This window comes from Euzebya pacifica, from assembly GCF_003344865.1.
Classification (GTDB): Bacteria; Actinomycetota; Nitriliruptoria; order Euzebyales; family Euzebyaceae; genus Euzebya; species Euzebya pacifica.
In genome coordinates this window covers 1,705,112-1,725,641 of the sequence record NZ_CP031165.1, presented here as the reverse complement: position 1 = coordinate 1,725,641, position 20,530 = coordinate 1,705,112, and the positions used below count along the sequence as shown (strand labels likewise).

The following is a 20,530-nucleotide window of genomic DNA, read 5'->3' as shown; positions in this document are numbered from 1 at the left end:
GTCCCGACGCGGAGCCGAGCAGCGCGACCGGCGGTACCGTGGCGCGTACGCGCGAGTGGCGGAATTGGCAGACGCGCTGGGTTTAGGTCCCAGTGCCCTCACGGGTGTGCGGGTTCAAGTCCCGCCTCGCGCACACGCCTGACCTGCGGTTTTGCTGTTCTGCGTTGTGGAGATGGTGTCCCAGTTTCGGGTTCCGTGTCACGGATCTGTCACGAGAATCTGGCGCGAGGTTCGCCCGTGACGGCTGTCGCACCCCCGGCGTAGGGTCCGCGATGTGCAGGGTTCGGTGTATGCGTACCGGACGTCGCGTGGGGCGCGGCGGTGGGGCTACGTGTGCGATCTGCCGCCCGATCCGGTGACGGGTGGGCGGCGGCAGCAGCGCAAGCAGGGCTTCGAGTTCGAGCGCGAGGCGGCCAAGGCGCTGCGCGACCTGATGGTCCAGGCCGACGGCGGCGTGATCGTGCCGCGCGATACGGTGACCGTGGCGCAGTTCCTGACCGACGAGTGGCTGCCGTCCAAGGCGCCGGGGTCGGCGGATGCCGGCCGGCGGTCGCGGGGCCGGGTCGGGGTGGCGACGTGGCAGCAGTACTGCGACTACGTGCGCGCCTACATCGCGCCACAGATCGGCGGGGTGCGACTGCAGGACCTGACGGCCTCGCACCTCGAGCGGGCCTACACCGAGCTCGAACGGTCCGGCGGGAAGCGCGGGAAGGGCCTGTCGGCCAAGACGCTGGCCAACGTCCACGGGATCCTCCACAAGGCGCTGGCCGACGCGGTGCGCTGGGACCGGGTGGTCCGCAACGTCGTTGACCTCGTCGACCCACCGCGGGCGGCCAAGCCCAAGACCGAGGTGTGGACGCTGGAGGACTTGCGCTCGTTCATCCGCCACGTCGAGGACGATGAGCTGTACGCGCTGTGGCTGCTGTACGCCACGACAGGGCTGCGCCGTGGTGAGGCGTTGGGGCTGTGCTGGCCCGACCTGGACCTGGTCAACGGGCTGGCGACGGTGAACCAGACGCTCGGGGCGATCGGCGGCAAGCCGGTCTGGAAGCCGCGACCGAAGTCCGAGGCATCGGCGAGGACGCTGGCGCTGGACCCGCTGACGGTGAAGGCGCTGAAGGCACATCGAAAGCAGCAGCAGGAACTGCAGCTGATGGCCGGCCCGCTCTGGCCGCACGAGCCCGCCGACTCGCGGGGCGTCGCCAGGCCGGACGTGGTCTTCACGTGGCCGGACGGAACGCTCATCAACCCCGAGCGAGTCTCCAAGTGGTTCGAGCGGCACGTCCGCCTGGCAGATCTGCCCAAGATCCGCCTCCACGACGTCCGCCACTCCTACGCCACCGCCGCCCTGCGCCAGGCGACGGGCTGGCACGAGGTGAAGACCCTCTCCCGCCGCCTCGGCCACGCCAGCGTCGGCATGACCCTCGACACCTACGCCCACGCCCTCCCCGCCGACGACCGCCAGCAGGCCGACACGCTGGCCCGCCTACTGCTGGGTGAGTAGCGGCCGGGTCACAGACCGAACTCTGGACCCGGCCGTTGGAGCTGGGTCACGATGCCGCGCCAGCGGCCCACCTCATCAAGAAGCTCCTCCCGCGCGCCCTCTGACAGGCCGAGGTCCTGCGCCCTGATCCTCGTCACGCGTTCGAGCGCGGCATCGAGGACCTGAAGGTCCAACCCCGGGTCCTTCTGCTGTGCCAGCTCGATCGCCTCCCTCACCGGCACCCGGTGGACGAGGCTGGCGAGGTCCACGTAGTCGCGTGGCGCCGCCCGGTCGAAGATCGCGAGGACCTTGTTGGCCGCGAGCTCCTCGACGTCGAGGGCAGGACCGTAGGGCGTCGCGACGACGTCGAGATGGCGGTAGTCAACCGCGACGTCCACCTCGCATGCCTCCTCAGCACCGGCCACCACGAGCCGGACGAAGGTGCCGCCATCCCGCTCGCGGGTGACTGTAAGCCCTAGGTCATCGCATGTGGTGGCGATGGCGGCGGCCAGCGCCTGAACCCTGTCGGCGTCGACCGGGCGACCGAAGTAGTCGAGGTCTCGCGTGCGACGCTCGAGCAACCCGTGAGCCGCAAGACCCGAGCCACCGGCGAGCGCAAATCCATCCGCGGCCGGGAGGCTCGCGATCATCACCGCCAGCCGCTCCTGGAACGGACTCAGGCCCACCGACGACCCCTTGGGATCACCCTGCCCGCGGATGGCGGACCGCGAGGGTGACCCCGCGATGCTGTAGGAGCCATCGGGCCCACGCCAACTCCACCGCAGCGGGCAGCCAGAGGTCGTCCCAGAGATCGATCACATCATCGACGTGGATGAACCGCCGCACGTCCTCGGCCGTCCCCTCCGCCAGCACCTGCTCGTAGACCCGCGCCCGGTCGTAGCGATCATCGAGGTCATAGCGCCGATCGACATCGCTCCACGCCACACTCAGCGGCAGCGTCAGGATCCCGCTCGCCTTCCCTAGCCGCGCGTCGTCAACGTCCTCCGGAATCTCCGGAGAGACGTCCTTGCGCAGAACGGGGCCGTCGCTCATCACCTCGGATGGTAGTCGCGGGGACCATGCAGCGAGGCGCATCGTCCCATGGGGGCCGCCCGAGGGGCTCCCATAGGTTGTGTCACTCGGCGAAGTGCAAGTCTGTGTGCTGTCGTTGAGCGCCTGTGACGCTGTTCGCTCGATGATCTCGCCGACATGTGCATCGAGACCGAGCGAGGACCGACGGCTCCTTGGCGCTTGGCTCCACACGGCACCCAGGGCGAGACCGAAGACGATCAGCGAGAAGCCGTCTCCCAGGCCTGACCACGGTGGCGGATCGCAAGCACGCGGACCGTTGCGTCTTGACGCAGCTCGTAGATGATCCGGTACGCGCCGACCCGATACGAGCGGAGTCCCGTGAGCCGGCCCCGGAGCCGGTGCCCCACATCGGGGTCGCGCCCGAGCACGGCAAGTGCGTTGAGGATCGCCTCTGCCAACAGGTGGTCGAGCGCCAGCAGCGCATCCCGCGCGGAGCGGGCCAGTACGACCCGGGGCATCTACTCGTGGTGCTTCGCGGCGAGCTCGGCTCGGACGTCCTCCAGCGGCACCATGTCATCCGCGGCCAGATCGGCAAGTCCTCGTTGGATCGCATCGAGCATGCTGTCGTCAGACAAGATGTCGGCCGTCTCCTCCAGTGCGTCATATTCGGCGACTGGGATCAGCACCGCCGCGGGGCGGCCGTGACGGGTCACGGTGACGTGCTCGCGGCGGTCAGCCACCTCATCGAGGAGTTCGGCCAACTGCTGGCGGAACTCCCGGACGGGGACAGTCTTCGACATAGCAGAAGTGTACACAATCACGTACACATTGGCTGCTGTGCCCGATACGGCCTACGAGATGTCGAGCGCCAGACCGCCACCGCGAGCTGCAGTGGCGGGCTCGTTGCCCTCCTCACACATGGTGGGTCGCGCCACCGACGACGAAGTCACCCACCGGCTCCACGCAGCCGCCATCGGTGCTGCACGCGAACGTGGCCAGCGGCGTGTCGAAGGCCCACGACGGGCCGGCGGTGGTGATGCCACCGAAGCCCAGGGGCGACCCCTCTCGGTGCAGCTCGCTGAAGGCCGCGCCGAGCTCGCCATCGAAGGTGATCGTCCAGGTGACCGTGTTGGGACCGAACGTGATGTCGACCGGGTATTCGGCCTCGAACTCGTAGGTCACGTCGCAGAGGAGGTTGCGAGGGAGGCATCGTCTTGTCGCCTCGCCGCAGTGGACGGACAGCGACCCCGACTCCGCGAGCCCGCCGTTGTCGGTCTGGTAGGGGATGAAGCCGCAGTCCCCGGCCGACCAGACGGTCAGGAAGGCGCTGGGCAGTTCCTGCGGGTCCCCGGCGAGCTCCATCGTGACCGCGAGGATGGTCGTCAGCGGCTCGCCCGTGACCTCGTCGACGCCGGCTTGCAGCGTTGTCATCGAGACCGTGCAGACGTCCTGCCCGGGGGCGACGGCGCTGGTGCCGATTGGCGTGCCGCCGCACGGGTCGGAAATCGTCGTCGTGTCGGAGGCCGCTCCCGCGGGAGCCCCCAAGAGCGCGAGGACCAGGGTCAGCAGTGCGAGCAGAGGACGGTGCATTGGTTGGTTGCTCCTGGGCAGAGGGGACTGTCGATGACGGTCTTCGACGCCCCCCCCAGTTCCTTCACGCAGCTTGGAAAGTCTGGGGAGCGGCGGCAGCCCGGGGCCCTTCCCGATGGAGCAGTTGTCCTCCACAACACCACGGCCGTCAGGTAGACTTGACGGCATGAGCACGGTCCTCACCCACGATGACGACGGGACCACCGTCTCCGTCGCCAGCAAGGCAGACGGCCCCCTTGGAGTGCTCGCTTCGATAGGGACGTCGGCGAAGCAGATCTCGGAGTGGCGGCGCGATGCCGTTGCAACGGCCCGGAAGGAAGGGCACTCCTGGGCCGAGATCGGTGAAGCCCTCGGGATCTCCAAGCAGGCTGCTTGGGAGCAGTTCAACGCCGACATCGCGGAGATGCTGGACAACATCCGGACGCGGTCGGGACTGACCGAGGAGGAAGCGATGCAGCTCGCCGTTGAAGAGGTCCGGGCACACCGTGCCGAGCAAAGAGCGAAGCGCGGCTGAGTGCGACTCGTCATCGACACGAACCTGTTCATCAGCTCGGTCATCGCATTCGGCGCCCCAGCCCGCTTGATCGATGCCTGGCAGGAAACCGATCGGTTCGACCTCGTGATGTGCCAACAGGTGATCGAGGAGATCCGCGACGTCTTCGGTCGCGAGCGAATGGCCCGCTTCATCGACCAAGAAGAGGCAAGCCGGTTGCTCGACATCATCGACGACCGCGCGATCATGCTGCCCGACCCGGTCGACCCTCGCGCCCTCGTCCGCGACCCGAAGGACGACTTCCTGCTCGCCCTCGCCATCGCTGCCGACGCCGATGCGCTCGTCACCGGCGACAATGACCTCCTGGAGCTGGCGGATCCGCCGGTTGCCGTCTGGTCGGTCCACGAGGCGCTCGACCACCTCGGCTGAACCCCGTTTCCTGTCACGGATCTGTCACGAAAGATGTGACAGCGAAAGAATCTGGGCGTCACCACTGGCAATGCCGTTCCAAGAAACCGCAGGTCAGCGGCACGTCGCGGCACGCAACGGATCCACGCGACACCCCTCAGATCGGGTTTAGGTCCCAGTGCCCTCACGGGTGTGCGGGTTCAAGTCCCGCCTCGCGCATGTCGCTGAGCTGCACTCGTGCGGGTTGCGCTCCGGGCCCAACGCCCTGGGCGAAGTCACGGCTCGCAGTCAGGGATGGGCAGGCCGGAGAGGTTGACGTCGTACAGCCACCAGTACATACCCGGGTAGAAGATCTCGCCGGTGGGCAGCGTCCCGAGCGACAGGCGCCAGCGGAACCGCACCTCCTGACCGTCCCAGGCTGACAGGTCGATCCACTCCTGCCGGATGTCGAGCAGGGCATGTTGGTATCCGCCGTCGGTGGCGGTCCAGCCAACGCTGCCTGCCGCGGGCGTGTCGCTGGTGTCGGCCCCACGCAGCCTGCCATTGGGGCCCCCGCGTCGGTAGGCCGATTCAGGGACCGGGGCCCAGTCGCCGCCGTCGGCCTGGATCTCCAGCACACCCCCATCGTGGTTCATCGTCGGGTCCGAATCGCGAGCGAAGGCGAAGCGGTGGTCGAAGGTCAACAGCGACTCGGGGCCGACGAGGTAGGTGGCCGAGGTCAGCAGGTCGTCCTTGACGCCCTCCACGCTTGCGTCGGTCCACAATCCGGCGCGGTCCCGCTCATCGACGTCGGCGGCCCAAGTGCTCGATCCGGTCGGGTTCGCGGCCACGTGGGTCGACCAGGACTCAGGAACTCCGCGGGACAGGTCATGGTTGACCGCGGTCGCGCATGGCGACGCCGGGTCCAGCAGCGGCTGGCCGGTGACGGGGCCGGTGCACACGTCCATGGCTGCCGCGACCGCAGCGGTCGCATCGGCGATCCCGTGGCCGTAGCTGGGGTCCCAGCCCTCACGGACGTCGTCGATCGGGCTGTAGGCGGTTGTCTCCAGAAGCTCCAGGGTCTCGTCGGCCGAGCAGCCGGCGGAACGGACCAGCGCGGCCACACCCGCCACGTGGGGCGACGCCATGGAAGTGCCGCTGAACTCGGTGTAGCCGGCGTTGGCCGGCCGATCGCACCGCGCCACGAGCGGTTGCTCCACCGGCACGGTCGAGAGCACCGCCTCCCCGCACCAGTCGTTGTCAGCGATGGACAGAAGGTCGCCGTCCCCTCCGCCGGCGCCGACCAGGGAGTGCATCTCTGGCTGGATCGCGGTGTTGGTGTGTGACGGCCGGAAGCCCCGCCGATCCACGCTGGCCACGCACACCGCACCGGTGTCCATGGCCGGTGAGGCGCACGGAGCGGCCGAGTCGTTGCCAGTCCCGGCGATGACGAGGACGTCGTTGGCGCGGGCGTGGGCGAACTCGCGCGAGAACGTCTCGTAGTCGATCACCGGACGACCGGCGATCGACATGTTGATCACGTCGGCCCCGTTGTCGGCGGCCCACGTTATCGCTTGGCGAATGGTGGTCGCGTTCGTGCTGCCGCTGTCATCTATCACGCGGATGGGGAGGATCGTGGCCCCGGGCGCGACACCAGCCACGCCGATGCCGTTGTTGGCCGTCGCCGCGATGATGCCGGCGACATGAGTGCCGTGGTCGCTGCCGGCTTCGTGACCATCGCGCCCGTCCTGCCAGTCCCCGCTGCCGCAGCCATCCACCTCCTCGGGGCATCCCACGAAGTTCGTACCCTGCACGACGTTGGCCGACAGGTCCGGGTGATCAAGGTCCACCCCAGTGTCGATCACCGCCACCGTCACCCGGACCCATCGGCCGTTGACCAGGCGCCGGCAACCCGGTGCAGCTCGAGTCCGTACTGCTGGTCCAGGTAGGGATCGTCGGGGAGGTCCGGTCCGTTGCTCGCCCATGTGGGAGCACCCGGCATCAGCGATACGACGACGGCTAGGAGGATGAGAAGACGCAGGCTCGAACGTGACAAAGGGGGGCCCTCGGGATCGGTCTGGTCTCCGTGGGGCTTGGACGTCCCGCCCAGGATTCCTGCCGTGTGTGTTACATCGTCGAACCTGGGCCCATGACGGTCAGTCCGCCGTCAGGTGTTTCCGCGGAAACATCTGGCGCGTCTGCCGGGCCATGCTCGGCCATCGCGAGCACCAGCGCGTCGATGATGTGGCTCATCCGGGCCGGATCACCCTCCCACAGCCCGAGCCCGACGCCGGGCTCGAGCGTGTCCGCCGAACCGGCCAACGTGGGCGGTTCGATCACGTGGCCATCCGCCGTGGCGAAGACCCACGACCGATCGGTCAAGGACTGCCCGATGCCGATCCCGAACCGGTGGACGCTCGTGTGGTGGAACCGGCACAACCGGATGAGGTTATTCAGGTCCGTCCGCCCCCCGGCCGCCCAGTGAATGATGTGGTGCACGTCGGTCCACTTGGTGTTGGCGCATCCGGGGAACTGGCATCCCGCATCACGCTGATGGACCAGCCGGGAATGGTTCGACGACGCCTGCCGATACCGACCGGTTCGTCGTTGCCACCGCCACCGCGCCGGCCCAGCACCATCCCGACGAGGACGGCGTCGCACGCCACCCGGGACAGCACCGACCGTGCCAGCACCGGCCCGTCCTCGACCTGGCCGAGGCCGTGGTCAGCCACGTGCAAGGCCTCGTCGTCCGTCGTCCGGTCCCCGTCGTCCGGTCCATCGGCCTCGGACGGCCCGCGCCCCTCGCACCGTCCGTCCTGCTCGGCGGCCCGTGCGAGCGCGTCGGCGCTGGTGGAGACCACGACCTGCCAGATGTCGGCGGACGACGTCCCCGACGATCCGCCCGCGAGGAACGACTCGCAGATCACCCGCAGCGCCTCGATCCGACGCTCCTCCCCCTCCCCCTCCGGTCCCCTGTCGGCGAACAGCTGCGTCGACGCCTTCGCCAGCGCCTGCGCGACCACGACCCCCACATCGGTCGGCAGTGACGCAGCCACGTCCATCATCCCGTCGTCGGTGAGGACGACGTCGAACCGCTGTGTCGCGCGCTGTCGGAGCTCGGCGTCCGGCTCGCCGGCGGCGCGGACCTGTCGCCAGGTCCGGCAGATCCGCTCGAGCTGCGCCGCGGTGGCGTACAACGCGAACCCGAGCAGCGTCTCCTCGGTCGCCTGCGTCGCCACCCGCGTGACCGCCCGGACCTTGCTGTACGACAGCCGTCCCTCCCCGAACGCGCCGGCCAACCTCGGCAGCTCGCGCAGGGCCCTGGCCACCCGCACCCGCTCGCGGGCCGCCGGCATCGCGATCCCAAGCTTCCAGTTCAACCAATGGGCGCACGTCCGCGTCTGCCCGTCCGCCCAGCCACCCAGCTCGTCGAACTCGCCGACGAGCGCCACGAAGCGTGCCTCACCGGCCGACAAGGTAGAGAACAGCCCCGTCAGCTCGTCGACGAGCCGCTCGACCCGCGCCTCGTGGGCGGCCACCTCCTCGCTGACAGGGGCACCCCCTCCACCACCGGCTCCCTCACCGCTGCCGTCTGAGCCACCACGACCACCCTCTCGCCGTCGAAACGATTGATCTTCAAGAGCAATTCAACACTGGGGGTGCGACATCGAGATCGGCCAGGACCCGGCTGGCCGAGTAGCGATCGAGGCGGTCATCAGCCGCTGACCAGCTCAGCCTGGGGACAGGTGATGCCGGACTTCACGACTGCGACTCGAGGAGGTCCTTGGTGGACTTCATGTCCGCACGAACCTTGTGGGTGTACATCTTGGTCACGACCGAAATGGCGAGGTTGCCCCAGAACCCCGGCACGTCCTCGATCTCCTGGTGGATGGTGAAGCGGGTTCCACCGCTGACCGCCTCGTAGGTGTAGGTGGCCTCGACCGCCATGGGTGCGGTGATGGTCCGCAGGACGACCCGTTCGTTCTCGTCGTACTCCGCCGTCTCGAGCTCGACGTCGAAGGTGCGGCCCAGGACCCTGAGCGTCGCGTGGGCCCGGGCGCCCTTGCCCGGCGGGTCCGACCTCATCTCGACGACCGAGGAGTTGATGAGCGCCGCGTTGTCCGGGTCAACGCGGAACGCGAAAACCTCCTCCACCGGCCGGTTGATCGTGATCGATTCATCGACAACTGCCATGGCGTGCCCCTTCCTGTCGAGGACGGCCGACACTCGTCGTTCGGCCTGTCCGGGCTGGGGCCACCATGCGCTGGCCCGCTTGACGGGCGCTGGGCGGTTCGCTCAACGCCACCACGCCGACGTCGACATGAGATCGACCCAGCAGGCGTTGCGCCAGTCGCGAGATGATGCCGTCATGACCGACGAACCGATCCTCCCCCACCTCCTCACCGCCTGTGGGTCGCTACGAGCCCTGCTGGACGACCCCGCCGTGCCGTCGTCCTGGGACAAGGCATCGGCCTGCCCGCCCTTCACGGTTGGCGGACTCGTCGCGCACATCCAGGTGGGACTGGCCTGGTTCGCCAAGCTCCTCGACGGGCCACGTCTCCACGACCCAGCCGTCCGGCTGGTGCCGGGCGAGCACTACCCCACGGTGGTCGGCCAGCTGCCTGACGCGGACAACGAGGCGATGGTCGCCCACGCCAACGCGCGCGCCGGGAAGGGTCCGGACGTGATCTGTGTGCGCTTGAACGGCGACGTCTCCCGCCTCGCCGGCCATGCGCCCACCCTTGACGAGAGGGACGTGCTCGACCTCCGGCCGGCATGGCCGTTCGCGATGCGCGTTGGTGACTTCGCCAGCAGCCGGTTGTGCGAGGTCGTGATCCATGCCGATGACGTCGCCTGCAGCGTGGGCGTCACGGTTACGCCGGACGCCACCGTCGTTGACGTCCTGGTGGACCTGCTGACACGGACCGCCCGGGCGCGGCACGGCGACCTCGCCGTCATCCGCGCACTCACTCGCGCCGAACGGGCCGAGCCCGTCTTTCCGGTCTACTGACGCTCAGGCCCGGGCCTCGACGTCGCGGTACACCTCGATCAGCACCGGCAAGTTCATGGTCGCGGCGCCGTCGGCCGCCAACGCGTCGTAGGCCTCCGCGCCGAGCGTCTCCCTCAGCCGCGCGATCAGGGCCTCGTTCCGCTCGGGGGCCACGAAGTGCGGGTTCACCGGGATCGTGTCGGCCACCGTCGCGAGAACCCCACAGGCCTTGGCTGCCAGCGCTGGCTCGCCCATCGCCAACAGCACCGTGGCGATCGCGCGGCCGCAGGCGTGGTGGCTGTAGGCGTTGTCGATGTGCTGCATGCTCATCAAGCCACGGCGAACGGCGCGTCGTGCCGCCTCGAGCTCGCCCCCAGCGGTCAAGGCGGCGGCCTCGATGAAGTCGCTGCTGGTGATCATGCTGCCGTCCATCCCCAATGAGGCACTTGCGACGCGGACCCGCTCACACGCGGCGAGGGCGTCGGTGCGACGCCCGTCGCTCATGGCCTTGATGGCGTGCAGATGGCTGCGAGCGGCATCGACGTAGGCGTTGGAGTGGTCGAGCACCGCCCACGCCTCGTCCGCCAGCGCCAGTGCCTCCTCGAATGGCTGCGGGGTGTTGACCGCCAATGCCAGGAGGGCGTCGGCCTCGCCCCGTCGGCTCCCGGCCGCCCGGAAATCCTCGCGGGCCAACCGGATCTGCCGCTCCGCCTCGGCCCAGTCCAGCGCACCGCTCGCCGCCCTGCCCGCGGTCGTGCGAGCCATCCCGAGCAGCCGCCGTTCGCCGACCTGCTCGGCCGCGGCGACGGCTTCACGGCCGCGAGTGAACGCGTCCCGCACCCGACCCATGTGGGTGAGCGACTGCGTCAGCGCGATCAGCAGCCGCGCCTTGGCGCGCCCGATCGGTCCTGCCGCCAGGGTGCGCTCGGCCCGGTCCCGCAGCTCGTGGGGGTTGACCGTCGTGAGCCAGAACCACGCGAGGTCGCTGACCAGCCGCGCCGCCTCGTCCGCGGCGCCCGACGCCAGCGCCCACTCGTGCGCGGCGCGGATGTTGAGGCGCTCCCGGTGCGCGTCGGCGAACCGGGCCGGCTGCTCGGGGGTGCTCGTGGCGTCGCGAACCCCTCGGGCCAGCGAGGCGTAGTGCGCGAGGTGACGGTCACGAACCGCCACCTCCTCTCCCACTTCGCCGAGCCGCCACACGGCGTACTGGCGCACGGGCTCCAGCATCCGGTATCGGCTGCTCCCCGATCCGGTCGATACCTCCAACAGGGAGGCGTCCGCCAGCCGACCGATGACCGCGAACGCCGCCGCCCGGGTCGGCGCATCCAGCACCGCCATCGCGCCCTCCACGCCGAAGTCGCTTGCCAGCACCCCGAGTTGCGCGAACGCCACCTGGTGGGGTGGGTCCAGCAGCTTCTCGCTGCCGCGGATGGTGGCGGCGATCGCGTTGCCACTTCCGTCCCCGGACGCCTCCAGCGCGAGCAAGTCGGACAGGTTCTCCACGATGTCGGCGATCGCCATGTGACGGGCCCAGGGCGCGACGACCTCGATGGCCAGCGGCATCCCGTCCAGCCGCTCGGCCAGACGGGGCAGGGCGTCGTCGTTCCCCAGGGCGACGTTCGCGGAGTGGCCACGCTGCCGCAGCAGCTCAGTCGCGGCATCGCCGTCGCCCCCTGCTGGCAGCGGACCGAGCGGCCAGACCTGCTCCCCGGGCACCCTGAGGGGCTCGCGGCTCGTGACAAGGACGGCGGTATCCGGGCTGGCCGTGGCCATCCGATCCACGAGGGCGCTGACGGGAGCCGCGACGTGTTCGGCGTTGTCGATGACCAATAGGTGCGCACGGTCGGTCATGGCGGTGACGAGCGTTTCGGCGGGTGGGCGAGAGGGGTGCTCCGCCACGCCGATCGCCTCCCGCACGGCCGCGTGGACGCTGGCTTGATCGGTGTGCGGCGCCAGCTCGGCGAACGCGACTCCGTCCCGGAACCTCGCTCCGGCGACCCGAGCGACCTCCACGGCCAGCCGGGTCTTGCCGATCCCACCCATGCCCGTCAGGGTGATGATCGCGCCGGGGGTGAGCTGTCGGTTGAGGGCGGCGATCTCGTCGGCACGGCCAACGAAGCTGGTGCGATAGGCGGGCAGGCCAGTAGCCGTGGTGGGGGTGGCGTCGTCGGCATGCCTGCTGACGATTGTCGGTTCGGTCACCCCCCGAGCGGCGTCGCCAAGCAAAACGGCCCGTTGCGCGGCCTGCAGATCCTCCCCCGGGTCCAACCCAAGGCCGTCACGGAGGGCCTCCCGGGCTTGCTCGAACGCCTTCAGCGCGTCCGCACGCCGACCCTGTCCGTGCAGCGCACGGACCTGCAGCGACCACAACGGCTCGTCGAGGGGGTGTTCGCCGACGAGGGCGCGCAGCTCGTCGACCGCGTCGTCGTGACGCCCAAGCCGCAGCGTCATGTCCAGGCGGCGCCGCACGGTCGACAGTCGTCGTTCCTCGAGGCGCCGGGCCTCGGCATCGGCGAACGGCTCGCCGGCGAGGTCGGCGTAGGCCCGGCCCCGCCACAGCTTCTCGGCCGCTGTCCACGCGTGGATCGCGTCGTTGTTCCGTCCGTCCTCGAGTGCGAACCTCCCTTCGCGGAGGAGGGTGTCGAGCGCCATCAGGTCGGTGTCGACCAGTGCGGCGTAGCCCCCTCCCGCCCTCGGCAGCACCGTCGACGGCTCCCCATGTTTCCGGTCGGGTTCCAGCACGCTGCGCAACCTGGAGGCGTACTGCTGCAAGCTGTGGTGCGCCCGTGCCGGTGGCGCCTCGGGCCAGACCCTGTCCACGAGGGTGTCGATCGGGACGGGCTTGCGGTCGGCCGCGAGCAGCACCGCGAGCGCAAGCCGCTGCTTGGGCGTGCCGAGCGCGGCCTGGTGGCCGTCCACGGTCGCGGCCATGGGACCCAGCACCGCCACGTACGCGCCCACTCCCTCACCGCCTTCACGGGGGCGTCTCTGACGTGGACGCTACAGGTCGAACCCGCGACCGCGCTGCCGTGCATCGGAGTCGGCTGTAATGGGCCACCCAGTCCCCAACAGCCCCGAGGGTCGGCCACTCACAGCATGGATCCGATGTCGGAGGCGACCGTGGGATAGACGGGGTCCATGGACTTCAGCTGCCGGGTGGTCAGCCGCTGGCTGATGGCCAGCGCGAACACCGCGGTGATCTCGCCGTACTCGGGGCCCAGGAGGTGCGCGCCGACGATCGTGTCGGAGTCCGTGTCGATCAGGACCTTGGCGGCGGAGTGGGTCTCGCCCACCCGATAGCTGGAGTACCAGCCACTCGTGTCGGTGTGCCGGACGCGAAGGCGGTCGCCCAAACGGTCTCGGGCGTCGGCTTCACTCGTGCCGACCCGTGTCAGCTCGGGGATCGTGAACACGCCCGTGGCGACACCGTCGTAGTCGGGGACGGTCTGGGTGCCCTTCAGCATGTTGGATGCCGCGACCTTTCCCTCGAACACCGCGACAGGGGTGAGCGGCAGCCCGGGGGTGTCGGCGGCGTCCCCAGCAGCCCAGACCCGCGGGTTGCTGGTGCTCTGCAGGTGGGGGTGCACGCGGATGCCACGCTCGTCGTGGGTCACGCCTGCTGCGTCCAGTCCCAAGCGGTCGAGGGCGGGTACTCGGCCCGCGCCGTGGACGACCACATCGGCCTCGACCCGGTCCGTTCTGCTGTCGTCGCCCAGCTCGACGACGAAGCCCGACCCGGATGCCTCCACCGACTGGACGCTGGTGCCGGTGCGAACGTCGATGCCGATCTGACGGCTGCGGTCCACGAGCACGTCGACGAGGTCGGGGTCGAAGCCCTTCAAGGGCCGCTGGCCCCGGTCCACGACGACGACCTCGGCACCGGCCCGCGCGGCGATGTGCGCGAACTCCATGGAGACGAACCCGCCGCCGACGAACAGCACTCTGCCGGGGAGGGCGTCGAGGTGAAGGAAGTCAGTGCTGTCGATCAGGTGCTCAGCGCCTTGGAACGGCAAGGAGCGGGGGGTCGCACCGGTGGCGACGAGGAACCACTCGCTCGTGAGGGGACGGCCGTCGACCTCGATCGTGTCGGCGCTCGTGAACGTAGCGGTGCCGTGCAGGGTCTCGACGTCGTTGCCGTGCAGCCCCTCCTCCATGTTCTCCGGGACGGAGTCGGTGAACCCGTGCTTGTGGTCCATCAGTCCCGCCCAGTCGATGGCCAGGTCGCCGACGTGGACTCCCCGGCCCTCCATCAGGTGAGCGGCGTCGATGATCTCCGCGGCGCGCCGGAGGATCTTCTTGGGGTCACACCCCCGTAGTGCGCAGGTCCCGCCATAGGGCAGCTCATCGACGATGGCGACCCGCCAGCCGGCGGCGCCGCACTTGTTCGCGGCGTTGACCCCGGCCATGCCGGCGCCGATCACGATCAAGTCGTACATGTCGTCCTTCATGGGTCCTCGCAGAGGTGTTCGCGGTCAGTCCCGACTTACCCAGAGAGGCCAGATCGCTACCGCTCGCGATCCGCGGTCAGCAGGGCTTCGCCGTACCGCTCCTTGACCCACCGCCGACCGATGTCGAAGGCCGCCTCGGCCGACAGCGTGAAGAGCTCGTCGTCGCGTTCGGCCATCCACCCCTCAGCCGCGGCACCATCGGCGAAGAAGAGCACCTCGTGGCAGAACGACGTCAGTATGTCCTCGTCCCACTCGTCGGTGGGGGCCTGGAAGCTGACGACGGTGTTCGCGGGGTCGAGTGTCCGGACCCCATCGGGGGCGACGGTGAGCCTGATGGGCGCCCCCGAGGCCCCGTCGGAGGCGGTGACGTCCAGCGTGCGCCCGAGCAACGAGGGCAGGAACAGCGTGTCCCACGCGCACCACGCGTACCCGACGGAGACGCCGGTGTGGTGATCGACCAGCTCGTATCGCGGACTGAGCGGCGACAGCGCGAGGCCCCAGAACCCAACGACGCGACCGTCGGGATCACGGAAGACGCCCGGCCACTCGTCGAGCCACGATTCGATCGTCGTGGCGTTGATGCCGGTGGCGTCCGCTATGCCCTCTGGCGCCACTTGCGCCCGGTCGGCGAGCAGCCGATAGATGGCGAGGGCGACGCGGCGCTGAGGCTCGTCCAGCTGGCCCGCGGCCCGACCGAGTGCCGCCACGAGTTCGTGGGCGGCTGGGGTGGTGAATCGCATGTGCTGTACCTCCTGTGCATAGGGGACGGCGCGACCGGTCGTGCGCGCTTCCCATTCATCGAGTGGCTGGAGCGGGCCGGGACACGCGACGAACTCCCGGTCCTCAGACCGCACGACGCTGGCGAGGTGCTGCAGGGAGCGCATCTCACACCCGGGTGTGCGCAGCACGACTGCCACGAGGAAGGCCACACCGAGCCAGCCGAGGGTGACCGCGACCCAGACCAGGACGCCGATGCTGAAGCCGGTCCCGGCGGCACCGAGCGCGAGCCCGACAAACGTGACGAGACCGATGCCCCCCGCCACGGCAAACCGCCAACGGTTGCCGAGCCGGGTCCCGAGCCCCACATCGAACACGGTCGGGGTCAGCCAGAGGGCGATCAGGACCGCGATCACCAGACCGGTGTCGCTGGTCCTCGGCGGGCCGGACACACCATCGACCAACGCGAGAACCGCACCGACCGCTGCCTGCAGCGACACGACGCCGAGGGCCAGCCGGACGGTCCGCCCGATCGGACCCGGACGGTGCGGAACCCCCGAGGTGTGGGCGGTCATGTCGTCTGGTTCTCGGCGTCGGGGCCGCCGGGAGGGCCGGCCGAGCCGAGGGCCTGGTGCAGCTGCGCCACGGTCGGCGACCCCGCGGGGCCCTCGGGCGTCTGGAAGATCCGGCACGACAGGCCGGGGGGCTCGTCCCCCGTGGCGAACGGGTCGCGCCCGTTGATGAGGATGGTCGGGGACCCTCGGAAATTGGTTCGTTCCGCCTCGTCCTGGGTGGTGACCAGCCGTCGATGGACCTCCAGGCCCCGGGCCAGAGCCACCTCTCGAAGGCGCTGGTCCGCCGTGGCCCAGCTCGGGCAGCCGTCGAAGTAGAGCAACTCGACGTGCATGGATTCGTTCCTCCCGGGTGACGGGTGACTACCTACCGGGCTACGGTAAACCTTCCACCCAACAGGAAGGTCAAGTGGTCGGATCCATGAAGATCGGCGAACTCGCGAAGCGCACCACTGTGACGACCAAAACGATCCGCTACTGGGAAGGGGAGGGACTCCTGCCCGCACCAGCGCGAACCGCATCGGGCTATCGCGATTACGACGACGTGGCCGCCGAGCGCGTCAAGTTCATCCGGCGGTCCCAGACCGCCGGCCTCACCCTCGCCCAGATCCGCCAGATCCTCGAGGTCGCAGACGACGGCCAAGCACCGTGTGAACACGTCGCCAGTGCCGTCGCCGAACGCCTGACCGAAGTGGATGGCCGCATACGGGAGCTGCGGGCGACGCGGGATCACCTCCGTTCCCTGGCCGCCCGCGCCGCCGAGCAGGACCCGCAGGCGTGCGAGGGCTTCTGCAGCATCATCGAGCCGCGTGGCTGACAACGAGGCCTCTCTCGAGCACCGGAGCAGCAGGCGCTTGCGGCCTGTCTGGTCTGCCCGTAGCGGTCAGGTCACGAGCTGACCGTGCACGACCATGACCGGTTATGACCATCGGGTGTCCTTCACGGACCCTTCCCGACACGTCGGGGGTGCGCAGGGTGTTGATCAAGCCGCAACGCCCCCGCTCCAGGAGACGACCATGATCCCCCGGCCACTGTCCGCACTTGTCCTCGCCCTGACCCTCTCACTCGTCGCCGCCGCCTGCGCGACGGACGCCGACCCGAACACCACCGCCAGCGTCGCCGCGGAGACCGCGGCCACCGACACCGCGACGACGGATCCCGACCCGACCGCCTCGGAAGCGACCACGTCCGAGACGACCGCATCCGAGACGAGCGCATCCGAGACGACCGCATCCGAGACGACCGCATCCGAGACGACCGCGGAGTCCATGATTCGGGACAGCGGGCTGGCCGTCACCGTCCAACCCATCGGGGACCTGGTCGTGCACAGCCTGACCCCGCCCGAGATGGCGTTCGCCAACTCCACCCACATCATCGAGACCACGAACGCCCTGGTGGTCATCGACACCCAGTTCCTGCTGCCCAACGCCACCGACTTCCGCGCCTACGCCGACAGCTTGGGCAAGCCGATCGACCGGGTCTTCATCACCCACGCCCACCCCGACCATTTCCTCGGCAGCGAGGCCTTCGCCGACCTGCCGGTCTTCGCCCTGGACGCCGTGTCTGCGGCGATCGCCGCCAACGGCGACGCGGAGGTCGAGGAGAAGCAGGGCGACTTCGGCTCGGAGGCCATCGCCGGGACCTACGTCGTCCCCGAGGTTATTGAACCCGGCACGATCGAGATCGACGGGGTCGAGTTCGAGCTGACAGAGGTGACGGACGCCGAAGCCGAGGTCCAGCTGGTCGTCCGCGTTCCCGAGGCCGGGGTCGTCGCGACCGGTGACATCGTCTACAGCGGCATCCACCTGATCCTGGCCGGGCCGGCCGACACGTGGACCGCAGCGCTGCAGGAGCTCGCCGACAACGGCGACTCGATCGTGCTCCCCGGACACGGCGTACCCAGCGACTCCAGCGTGTTCGACGCCAACATCGAATGGCTGGCCACCGCCGGCGAGCTGCTCGCCACCGTCGACACGGCCGAGGCGTTCAAGCAGGGACTCATCGATGCCTTCCCGGACCTCGGCATGACCGGCGCGATCGACTTCGTCACGCCCTTCCTGTTCCCAGAGGAGTGACCGACGTGGACGAGGCAATCGCTGGGCCGACCCCCGCGCGGACAACCGCGCGGGCGTCGCTCAGGACACGGGTGTGGGTCGATGTGGCCCTGCTGGTCGGCTACGTCGCGCTGTCGGCGCCGCAGTCGACCGGCATCCCGTTCCACGAGTACGCCACCCTGGTGTTCATCCCGATCTTCATCAGCCACATCGTGCTGGACTGGGCGTGGGTCCGAGAGGTCTTCCGCCGTTCGGGACGCCGACGGAGTGGCACCGTGCGCTTCAACCGCGCGTTCGACATCGTCATCTTCATCGGCATGGTCGTCGCCGTCTACTCGGGATTCCTCGTCTCCGAAGCGCTCCTGCCCGACCTCGGGTTCAACCCAACGACCAGCACCTTCTGGTCAACCGTTCACGACGCCAGCAGCAACCTCCTCATCGTGCTCGTCGGTGTCCACTTGGCGATGCACTGGCCGTGGATCAAGCGCAACGTGGGTCGAATCCTTCCGAACCGGAGGCCCTCGTGACCGCAACACCGAAGGGATGGGTGGCCCGCAACGCCTGGCCGATCATCATCGTGATCGTCGCGGCGGTGGTGGTGATCGCCGGCGTGGAGGTCCTGGACGCGTTCGTCGGCGGAGAACCGGCGACCGCCACGCCCGGCAACGCCGAGGACGGCCCCGCCGATGCCCTCGCGATCGCGGCACTGATCAAGCCGCTGTTGTTCCTCGGCGTCGGGGCGGCGTTGACGTTCGGGGTGCGCCGGTTGATCCGGGCCTGCACCGCGGTCAGGACTCAGCGGCACCGCACCTGAGGTCAGCCGGTTTCGTCCCGCGTGACCTCGTCGCGGATCTGTCCCGGCAGGCTCCCGAGGTGCCGCTTGACGAACTTCGAGAAGTTCGACGGATCGCTGAAGTCGAACTCGGACGCGATGGCGGCCAGCGACCGGTCCGTGTGGGTCAGCAGCCGCCGGATCTCCAGGGCCACCCGTTCGTCCACGACCTGCTTGGCGGTCCGGTCCTGCACGGCCTGACAGGCTCGATCGAGGGTGCGGGTGCTGTAGCCGAGGTCACGGGCCAGCTCGGCCACCGTCGGCCGCTGGGACACGTGCGCCTCCAAGTGCTCGCGCAGCTCCAGGTAGGGCTGCGGAAGCTTGCCCGCGTCCGGAACCGACTCCGGGAAGGCGATGGCCATGCGCAGCAGCAGGGCCTTCAGCAGGGTCTGCAGGAGCTCGTGCGAACGGGGCAGCCCATCGAAGCGGGCCTGCTCCTCACGCAGCTCCTGGATCCAGTCGAGCACCTTGGCGCGAAAGGCACCCTCCAGCCGCCAGCTGGTCGCGGCGCCACTGCCGGGAAACCACGCGGGCGCTGACGGGTCGGCGGGGTGCGCGTCGACCGGCCACACGACCATGGCCGCTTCGAACTCCGGCTCGGTGACGAACTGCTGCACCTGCCCCGGATGGACGCGCACGCACGTGCCGACGGCCATGTCCACGGGCTCGTAGTCCACGATGTGCGTGCCGTGACCCTCGGTGCCGATCATCAAGAGGTGGAACCCGAGGCGCTGGCGCCTGGCCGCCTGGGGACCGTGTCGCGCCAGCACCCTCGACCGGTCGAGGACCTCCACCGGCGTCGCCCTGAATCCCCGCTGGGGTGCGTAGGAGACCTCGACCGGCGTCGGCTCCGGCGAGCGGTGGGATCCGGCCATCTCCGGTCACCCTAGTACGACGGCCCCACCGAGCACGGCCCGACACCACGGATCGCCGACGATCGACGGCGACGGGATACGACCCCCGGCTGTCGTGTTCCGACCCTGCGGGTGTCCCCATCCCGCGTCACAGTCAGGTTCGACACAACACCCGGTGAGACCGAGGAGAGACGCGATGAAGGTGGCAGTGACGTCCACGAGCGGCAGGCTCGGCGCAGAGATCGTGAAGGCGTGCCTGGAGCTGCTGCCGGCCGACGACGTGATCGGCCTTGCCCGGACACCGGAGCGGGCGGCCCATCTCGGTGTCGAGATCCGACCCGGCGACTACGAACAGCGCGACGCCCTCGAAACGTCGCTCGTGGGCGTGGACGTGGTGCTGCTCGTCTCGGGGATGGACGCACCGGACAAGCGGATCGGCCAGCACCGCAACGTGATCGAGGCCGCCCGTGCGGCCGGGGCCCGCAAGATCGTCTACACCAGCATCCAGGGTGCGGAGGAGGGAACCGCCTTCACCCCGGTCGTACGGAGCAACCGCCAGACGGAGCAGGACGTCCGCGACAGCGGTCTGGACTGGGCCATCGGCCGCAACGGCATCTACATCGAACCCGACGTCGAGTACCTCGACCGCTACGTGCTGGCCGGTGGGATCAGTAACAGCGCGGGCGACGGTCGCTGCGGGTACACGACCCGACCCGAGCTGGCGCACGCCTACGCCCGGATGATGACCTCCGACGACCACAACGGTCACACCTACGACCTGCACGGCCAGGCCCTGACACAGGCCGAGCTGGCCGCCCACCTCAACGACGCGTTCGGCACCGACCTGACCTACACGCCGATGTCGGTCGAGGAGTACCGGGCCGACCGGATCGCCGAGCTGGGCGAGTTCATGGGCACGATCATCGCCGGCATCTACCAAGGCATCCGCGAGGGCGCCGCCGACCGACCGAGCGACTACCGAGCAGCGACCGGACGCAACCACATCGGCTGGGACGAGTACTTCTCCGGTCTGGCAGCGCAGCGGTAGGGAAGGATCGCAGGACAGTCGTTGTTGCTC

The 20,530-nt window shown here is 69.4% G+C and carries 24 protein-coding genes and 1 tRNA gene; 10 read left to right on the top strand and 15 right to left on the bottom strand.

Annotation, left to right across the window (positions count from 1 at the left end; genetic code table 11):
- The first annotated feature begins 49 nt into the window (after window positions 1-49).
- Both DVS28_RS07170 and DVS28_RS07165 read left to right on the top strand, forming a co-directional pair.
- Window positions 50-133, top strand: a tRNA-Leu gene (locus DVS28_RS07170).
- Window positions 134-331: 198 nt separating this feature from the next.
- Window positions 332-1,504 carry a tyrosine-type recombinase/integrase gene (locus tag DVS28_RS07165; protein ID WP_164710077.1) on the top strand — a complete coding sequence of 391 codons (1,173 nt, stop codon included), beginning with the start codon at window positions 332-334 and terminating at the stop codon, window positions 1,502-1,504.
- 8 nt (window positions 1,505-1,512) lie between these two features.
- On the opposite strand, the gene DVS28_RS07160 is transcribed toward DVS28_RS07165, so the two are convergent.
- The 5 genes from DVS28_RS07160 to DVS28_RS07140 all read right to left on the bottom strand — a co-directional run bounded on the left by DVS28_RS07160 (window position 1,513) and on the right by DVS28_RS07140 (window position 4,105).
- Window positions 1,513-2,169: a nucleotidyl transferase AbiEii/AbiGii toxin family protein gene (locus DVS28_RS07160; protein WP_114590855.1), complete on the bottom strand. Its 657-nt coding sequence runs from the start codon at window positions 2,167-2,169 to the stop codon at window positions 1,513-1,515.
- Between the two features lie 16 nt (window positions 2,170-2,185).
- Window positions 2,186-2,536 (bottom strand): hypothetical protein, encoded by a 351-nt coding sequence (locus tag DVS28_RS07155; RefSeq protein ID WP_164710075.1) that lies wholly within the window; start codon window positions 2,534-2,536, stop codon window positions 2,186-2,188.
- 236 nt (window positions 2,537-2,772) lie between these two features.
- Window positions 2,773-3,033, bottom strand: coding sequence for a type II toxin-antitoxin system RelE family toxin (locus tag DVS28_RS07150; protein WP_114590853.1), 261 nt, complete (start codon window positions 3,031-3,033; stop codon window positions 2,773-2,775).
- Window positions 3,034-3,315, bottom strand: a complete 282-nt coding sequence (locus DVS28_RS07145) for a type II toxin-antitoxin system Phd/YefM family antitoxin (RefSeq protein ID WP_164710073.1) — start codon at window positions 3,313-3,315, stop codon at window positions 3,034-3,036.
- 112 nt (window positions 3,316-3,427) lie between these two features.
- On the bottom strand, window positions 3,428-4,105 hold the full coding sequence (locus DVS28_RS07140; RefSeq protein ID WP_114590851.1) for a hypothetical protein: 678 nt from the start codon (window positions 4,103-4,105) through the stop codon (window positions 3,428-3,430).
- Between the two features lie 166 nt (window positions 4,106-4,271).
- Here DVS28_RS07140 and DVS28_RS07135 point away from each other — a divergent pair, with 166 nt between their 5' ends.
- The gene (locus DVS28_RS07135) at window positions 4,272-4,619 is read left to right on the top strand and encodes a hypothetical protein (RefSeq protein ID WP_114590850.1); all 348 of its coding nucleotides are present in this window, start codon (window positions 4,272-4,274) and stop codon (window positions 4,617-4,619) included.
- Window positions 4,620-5,027: a putative toxin-antitoxin system toxin component, PIN family gene (locus tag DVS28_RS07130; protein ID WP_114590849.1), complete on the top strand. Its 408-nt coding sequence runs from the start codon at window positions 4,620-4,622 to the stop codon at window positions 5,025-5,027.
- 254 nt (window positions 5,028-5,281) lie between these two features.
- Here the strand turns inward: DVS28_RS07130 and DVS28_RS07125 are convergent, their stop codons facing one another.
- The 5 genes from DVS28_RS07125 to DVS28_RS07110 form a co-directional block, all read right to left on the bottom strand.
- Complete coding sequence (locus DVS28_RS07125) at window positions 5,282-6,835, bottom strand: S8 family peptidase (RefSeq protein ID WP_164710071.1); 1,554 nt, start codon at window positions 6,833-6,835, stop codon at window positions 5,282-5,284.
- Between the two features lie 23 nt (window positions 6,836-6,858).
- Window positions 6,859-7,041 (bottom strand): hypothetical protein, encoded by a 183-nt coding sequence (locus tag DVS28_RS29155; RefSeq protein WP_216826454.1) that lies wholly within the window; start codon window positions 7,039-7,041, stop codon window positions 6,859-6,861.
- A gap of 71 nt (window positions 7,042-7,112) precedes the next feature.
- On the bottom strand, window positions 7,113-7,484 hold the full coding sequence (locus DVS28_RS07120; protein ID WP_216826453.1) for an HNH endonuclease signature motif containing protein: 372 nt from the start codon (window positions 7,482-7,484) through the stop codon (window positions 7,113-7,115).
- Window positions 7,439-8,524 carry a DUF222 domain-containing protein gene (locus tag DVS28_RS29150; RefSeq protein WP_164710069.1) on the bottom strand — a complete coding sequence of 362 codons (1,086 nt, stop codon included), beginning with the start codon at window positions 8,522-8,524 and terminating at the stop codon, window positions 7,439-7,441. Before DVS28_RS29150 ends, DVS28_RS07120 begins: the two co-directional genes overlap by 46 nt.
- 220 nt (window positions 8,525-8,744) lie before the next feature.
- Entirely contained in the window at window positions 8,745-9,179 is a 435-nt protein-coding gene (locus DVS28_RS07110; protein ID WP_164710067.1) for an SRPBCC family protein, read from the bottom strand.
- A 175-nt stretch (window positions 9,180-9,354) separates the two neighbouring features.
- Here DVS28_RS07110 and DVS28_RS07105 point away from each other — a divergent pair, with 175 nt between their 5' ends.
- Window positions 9,355-9,996: a maleylpyruvate isomerase N-terminal domain-containing protein gene (locus DVS28_RS07105; RefSeq protein WP_164710065.1), complete on the top strand. Its 642-nt coding sequence runs from the start codon at window positions 9,355-9,357 to the stop codon at window positions 9,994-9,996.
- A 3-nt stretch (window positions 9,997-9,999) separates the two neighbouring features.
- On the opposite strand, the gene DVS28_RS07100 is transcribed toward DVS28_RS07105, so the two are convergent.
- From DVS28_RS07100 to DVS28_RS07085, 4 genes are all read right to left on the bottom strand, one after another.
- Window positions 10,000-12,936: an AfsR/SARP family transcriptional regulator gene (locus tag DVS28_RS07100; protein WP_114590845.1), complete on the bottom strand. Its 2,937-nt coding sequence runs from the start codon at window positions 12,934-12,936 to the stop codon at window positions 10,000-10,002.
- Window positions 12,937-13,064: 128 nt separating this feature from the next.
- Entirely contained in the window at window positions 13,065-14,423 is a 1,359-nt protein-coding gene (locus DVS28_RS07095; RefSeq protein ID WP_114590844.1) for a dihydrolipoyl dehydrogenase family protein, read from the bottom strand.
- Between the two features lie 56 nt (window positions 14,424-14,479).
- Complete coding sequence (merB, locus tag DVS28_RS07090) at window positions 14,480-15,715, bottom strand: organomercurial lyase (protein ID WP_114590843.1); 1,236 nt, start codon at window positions 15,713-15,715, stop codon at window positions 14,480-14,482.
- The gene (locus DVS28_RS07085) at window positions 15,712-16,047 is read right to left on the bottom strand and encodes a thioredoxin family protein (protein WP_114590842.1); all 336 of its coding nucleotides are present in this window, start codon (window positions 16,045-16,047) and stop codon (window positions 15,712-15,714) included. The genes merB and DVS28_RS07085 overlap by 4 nt, the downstream gene beginning before the upstream one ends.
- 86 nt (window positions 16,048-16,133) lie before the next feature.
- Here DVS28_RS07085 and DVS28_RS07080 point away from each other — a divergent pair, with 86 nt between their 5' ends.
- The 4 genes from DVS28_RS07080 to DVS28_RS07065 all read left to right on the top strand — a co-directional run bounded on the left by DVS28_RS07080 (window position 16,134) and on the right by DVS28_RS07065 (window position 18,580).
- The gene (locus DVS28_RS07080; protein ID WP_114590841.1) at window positions 16,134-16,529 is read left to right on the top strand and encodes a heavy metal-responsive transcriptional regulator; all 396 of its coding nucleotides are present in this window, start codon (window positions 16,134-16,136) and stop codon (window positions 16,527-16,529) included.
- A gap of 199 nt (window positions 16,530-16,728) precedes the next feature.
- Complete coding sequence (locus DVS28_RS07075; RefSeq protein WP_114590840.1) at window positions 16,729-17,787, top strand: MBL fold metallo-hydrolase; 1,059 nt, start codon at window positions 16,729-16,731, stop codon at window positions 17,785-17,787.
- A gap of 5 nt (window positions 17,788-17,792) precedes the next feature.
- Window positions 17,793-18,293, top strand: a complete 501-nt coding sequence (locus DVS28_RS07070) for a DUF4405 domain-containing protein (RefSeq protein ID WP_164710063.1) — start codon at window positions 17,793-17,795, stop codon at window positions 18,291-18,293.
- Window positions 18,290-18,580 (top strand): hypothetical protein, encoded by a 291-nt coding sequence (locus DVS28_RS07065; protein WP_114590838.1) that lies wholly within the window; start codon window positions 18,290-18,292, stop codon window positions 18,578-18,580. Before DVS28_RS07070 ends, DVS28_RS07065 begins: the two co-directional genes overlap by 4 nt.
- Before the next feature lie 2 nt (window positions 18,581-18,582).
- Here DVS28_RS07065 and DVS28_RS07060 read toward each other — a convergent pair whose 3' ends face one another.
- Entirely contained in the window at window positions 18,583-19,473 is an 891-nt protein-coding gene (locus DVS28_RS07060) for a helix-turn-helix domain-containing protein (protein WP_114590837.1), read from the bottom strand.
- Between the two features lie 175 nt (window positions 19,474-19,648).
- Between DVS28_RS07060 and DVS28_RS07055 the strand changes: the two genes are divergently transcribed.
- On the top strand, window positions 19,649-20,500 hold the full coding sequence (locus tag DVS28_RS07055; RefSeq protein ID WP_114590836.1) for an NAD(P)H-binding protein: 852 nt from the start codon (window positions 19,649-19,651) through the stop codon (window positions 20,498-20,500).
- Window positions 20,501-20,530 lie beyond the last annotated feature (30 nt).

Bases quoted from the DNA above. Each gene is read 5' to 3' on its own strand.
- DVS28_RS07140 (WP_114590851.1), bottom strand. From the start codon at position 4,105: ATGCACCGTCCTCTGCTCGCACTGCTGACCCTGGTCCTCGCGCTCTTG.
- DVS28_RS07105 (WP_164710065.1), top strand. From the start codon at position 9,355: ATGACCGACGAACCGATCCTCCCCCACCTCCTCACCGCCTGTGGGTCG.
- DVS28_RS07075 (WP_114590840.1), top strand. From the start codon at position 16,729: ATGATCCCCCGGCCACTGTCCGCACTTGTCCTCGCCCTGACCCTCTCA.
- DVS28_RS07155 (WP_164710075.1), bottom strand. From the start codon at position 2,536: ATGAGCGACGGCCCCGTTCTGCGCAAGGACGTCTCTCCGGAGATTCCG.
- DVS28_RS07055 (WP_114590836.1), top strand. From the start codon at position 19,649: ATGAAGGTGGCAGTGACGTCCACGAGCGGCAGGCTCGGCGCAGAGATC.
- merB (WP_114590843.1), bottom strand. From the start codon at position 15,715: ATGACCGCCCACACCTCGGGGGTTCCGCACCGTCCGGGTCCGATCGGG.
- DVS28_RS07150 (WP_114590853.1), bottom strand. From the start codon at position 3,033: ATGCCCCGGGTCGTACTGGCCCGCTCCGCGCGGGATGCGCTGCTGGCG.
- DVS28_RS07085 (WP_114590842.1), bottom strand. From the start codon at position 16,047: ATGCACGTCGAGTTGCTCTACTTCGACGGCTGCCCGAGCTGGGCCACG.
- DVS28_RS07080 (WP_114590841.1), top strand. From the start codon at position 16,134: ATGAAGATCGGCGAACTCGCGAAGCGCACCACTGTGACGACCAAAACG.
- DVS28_RS07110 (WP_164710067.1), bottom strand. From the start codon at position 9,179: ATGGCAGTTGTCGATGAATCGATCACGATCAACCGGCCGGTGGAGGAG.
- DVS28_RS07145 (WP_164710073.1), bottom strand. From the start codon at position 3,315: ATGTCGAAGACTGTCCCCGTCCGGGAGTTCCGCCAGCAGTTGGCCGAA.
- DVS28_RS07135 (WP_114590850.1), top strand. From the start codon at position 4,272: ATGAGCACGGTCCTCACCCACGATGACGACGGGACCACCGTCTCCGTC.
- DVS28_RS07095 (WP_114590844.1), bottom strand. From the start codon at position 14,423: ATGAAGGACGACATGTACGACTTGATCGTGATCGGCGCCGGCATGGCC.
- DVS28_RS07060 (WP_114590837.1), bottom strand. From the start codon at position 19,473: ATGGCCGGATCCCACCGCTCGCCGGAGCCGACGCCGGTCGAGGTCTCC.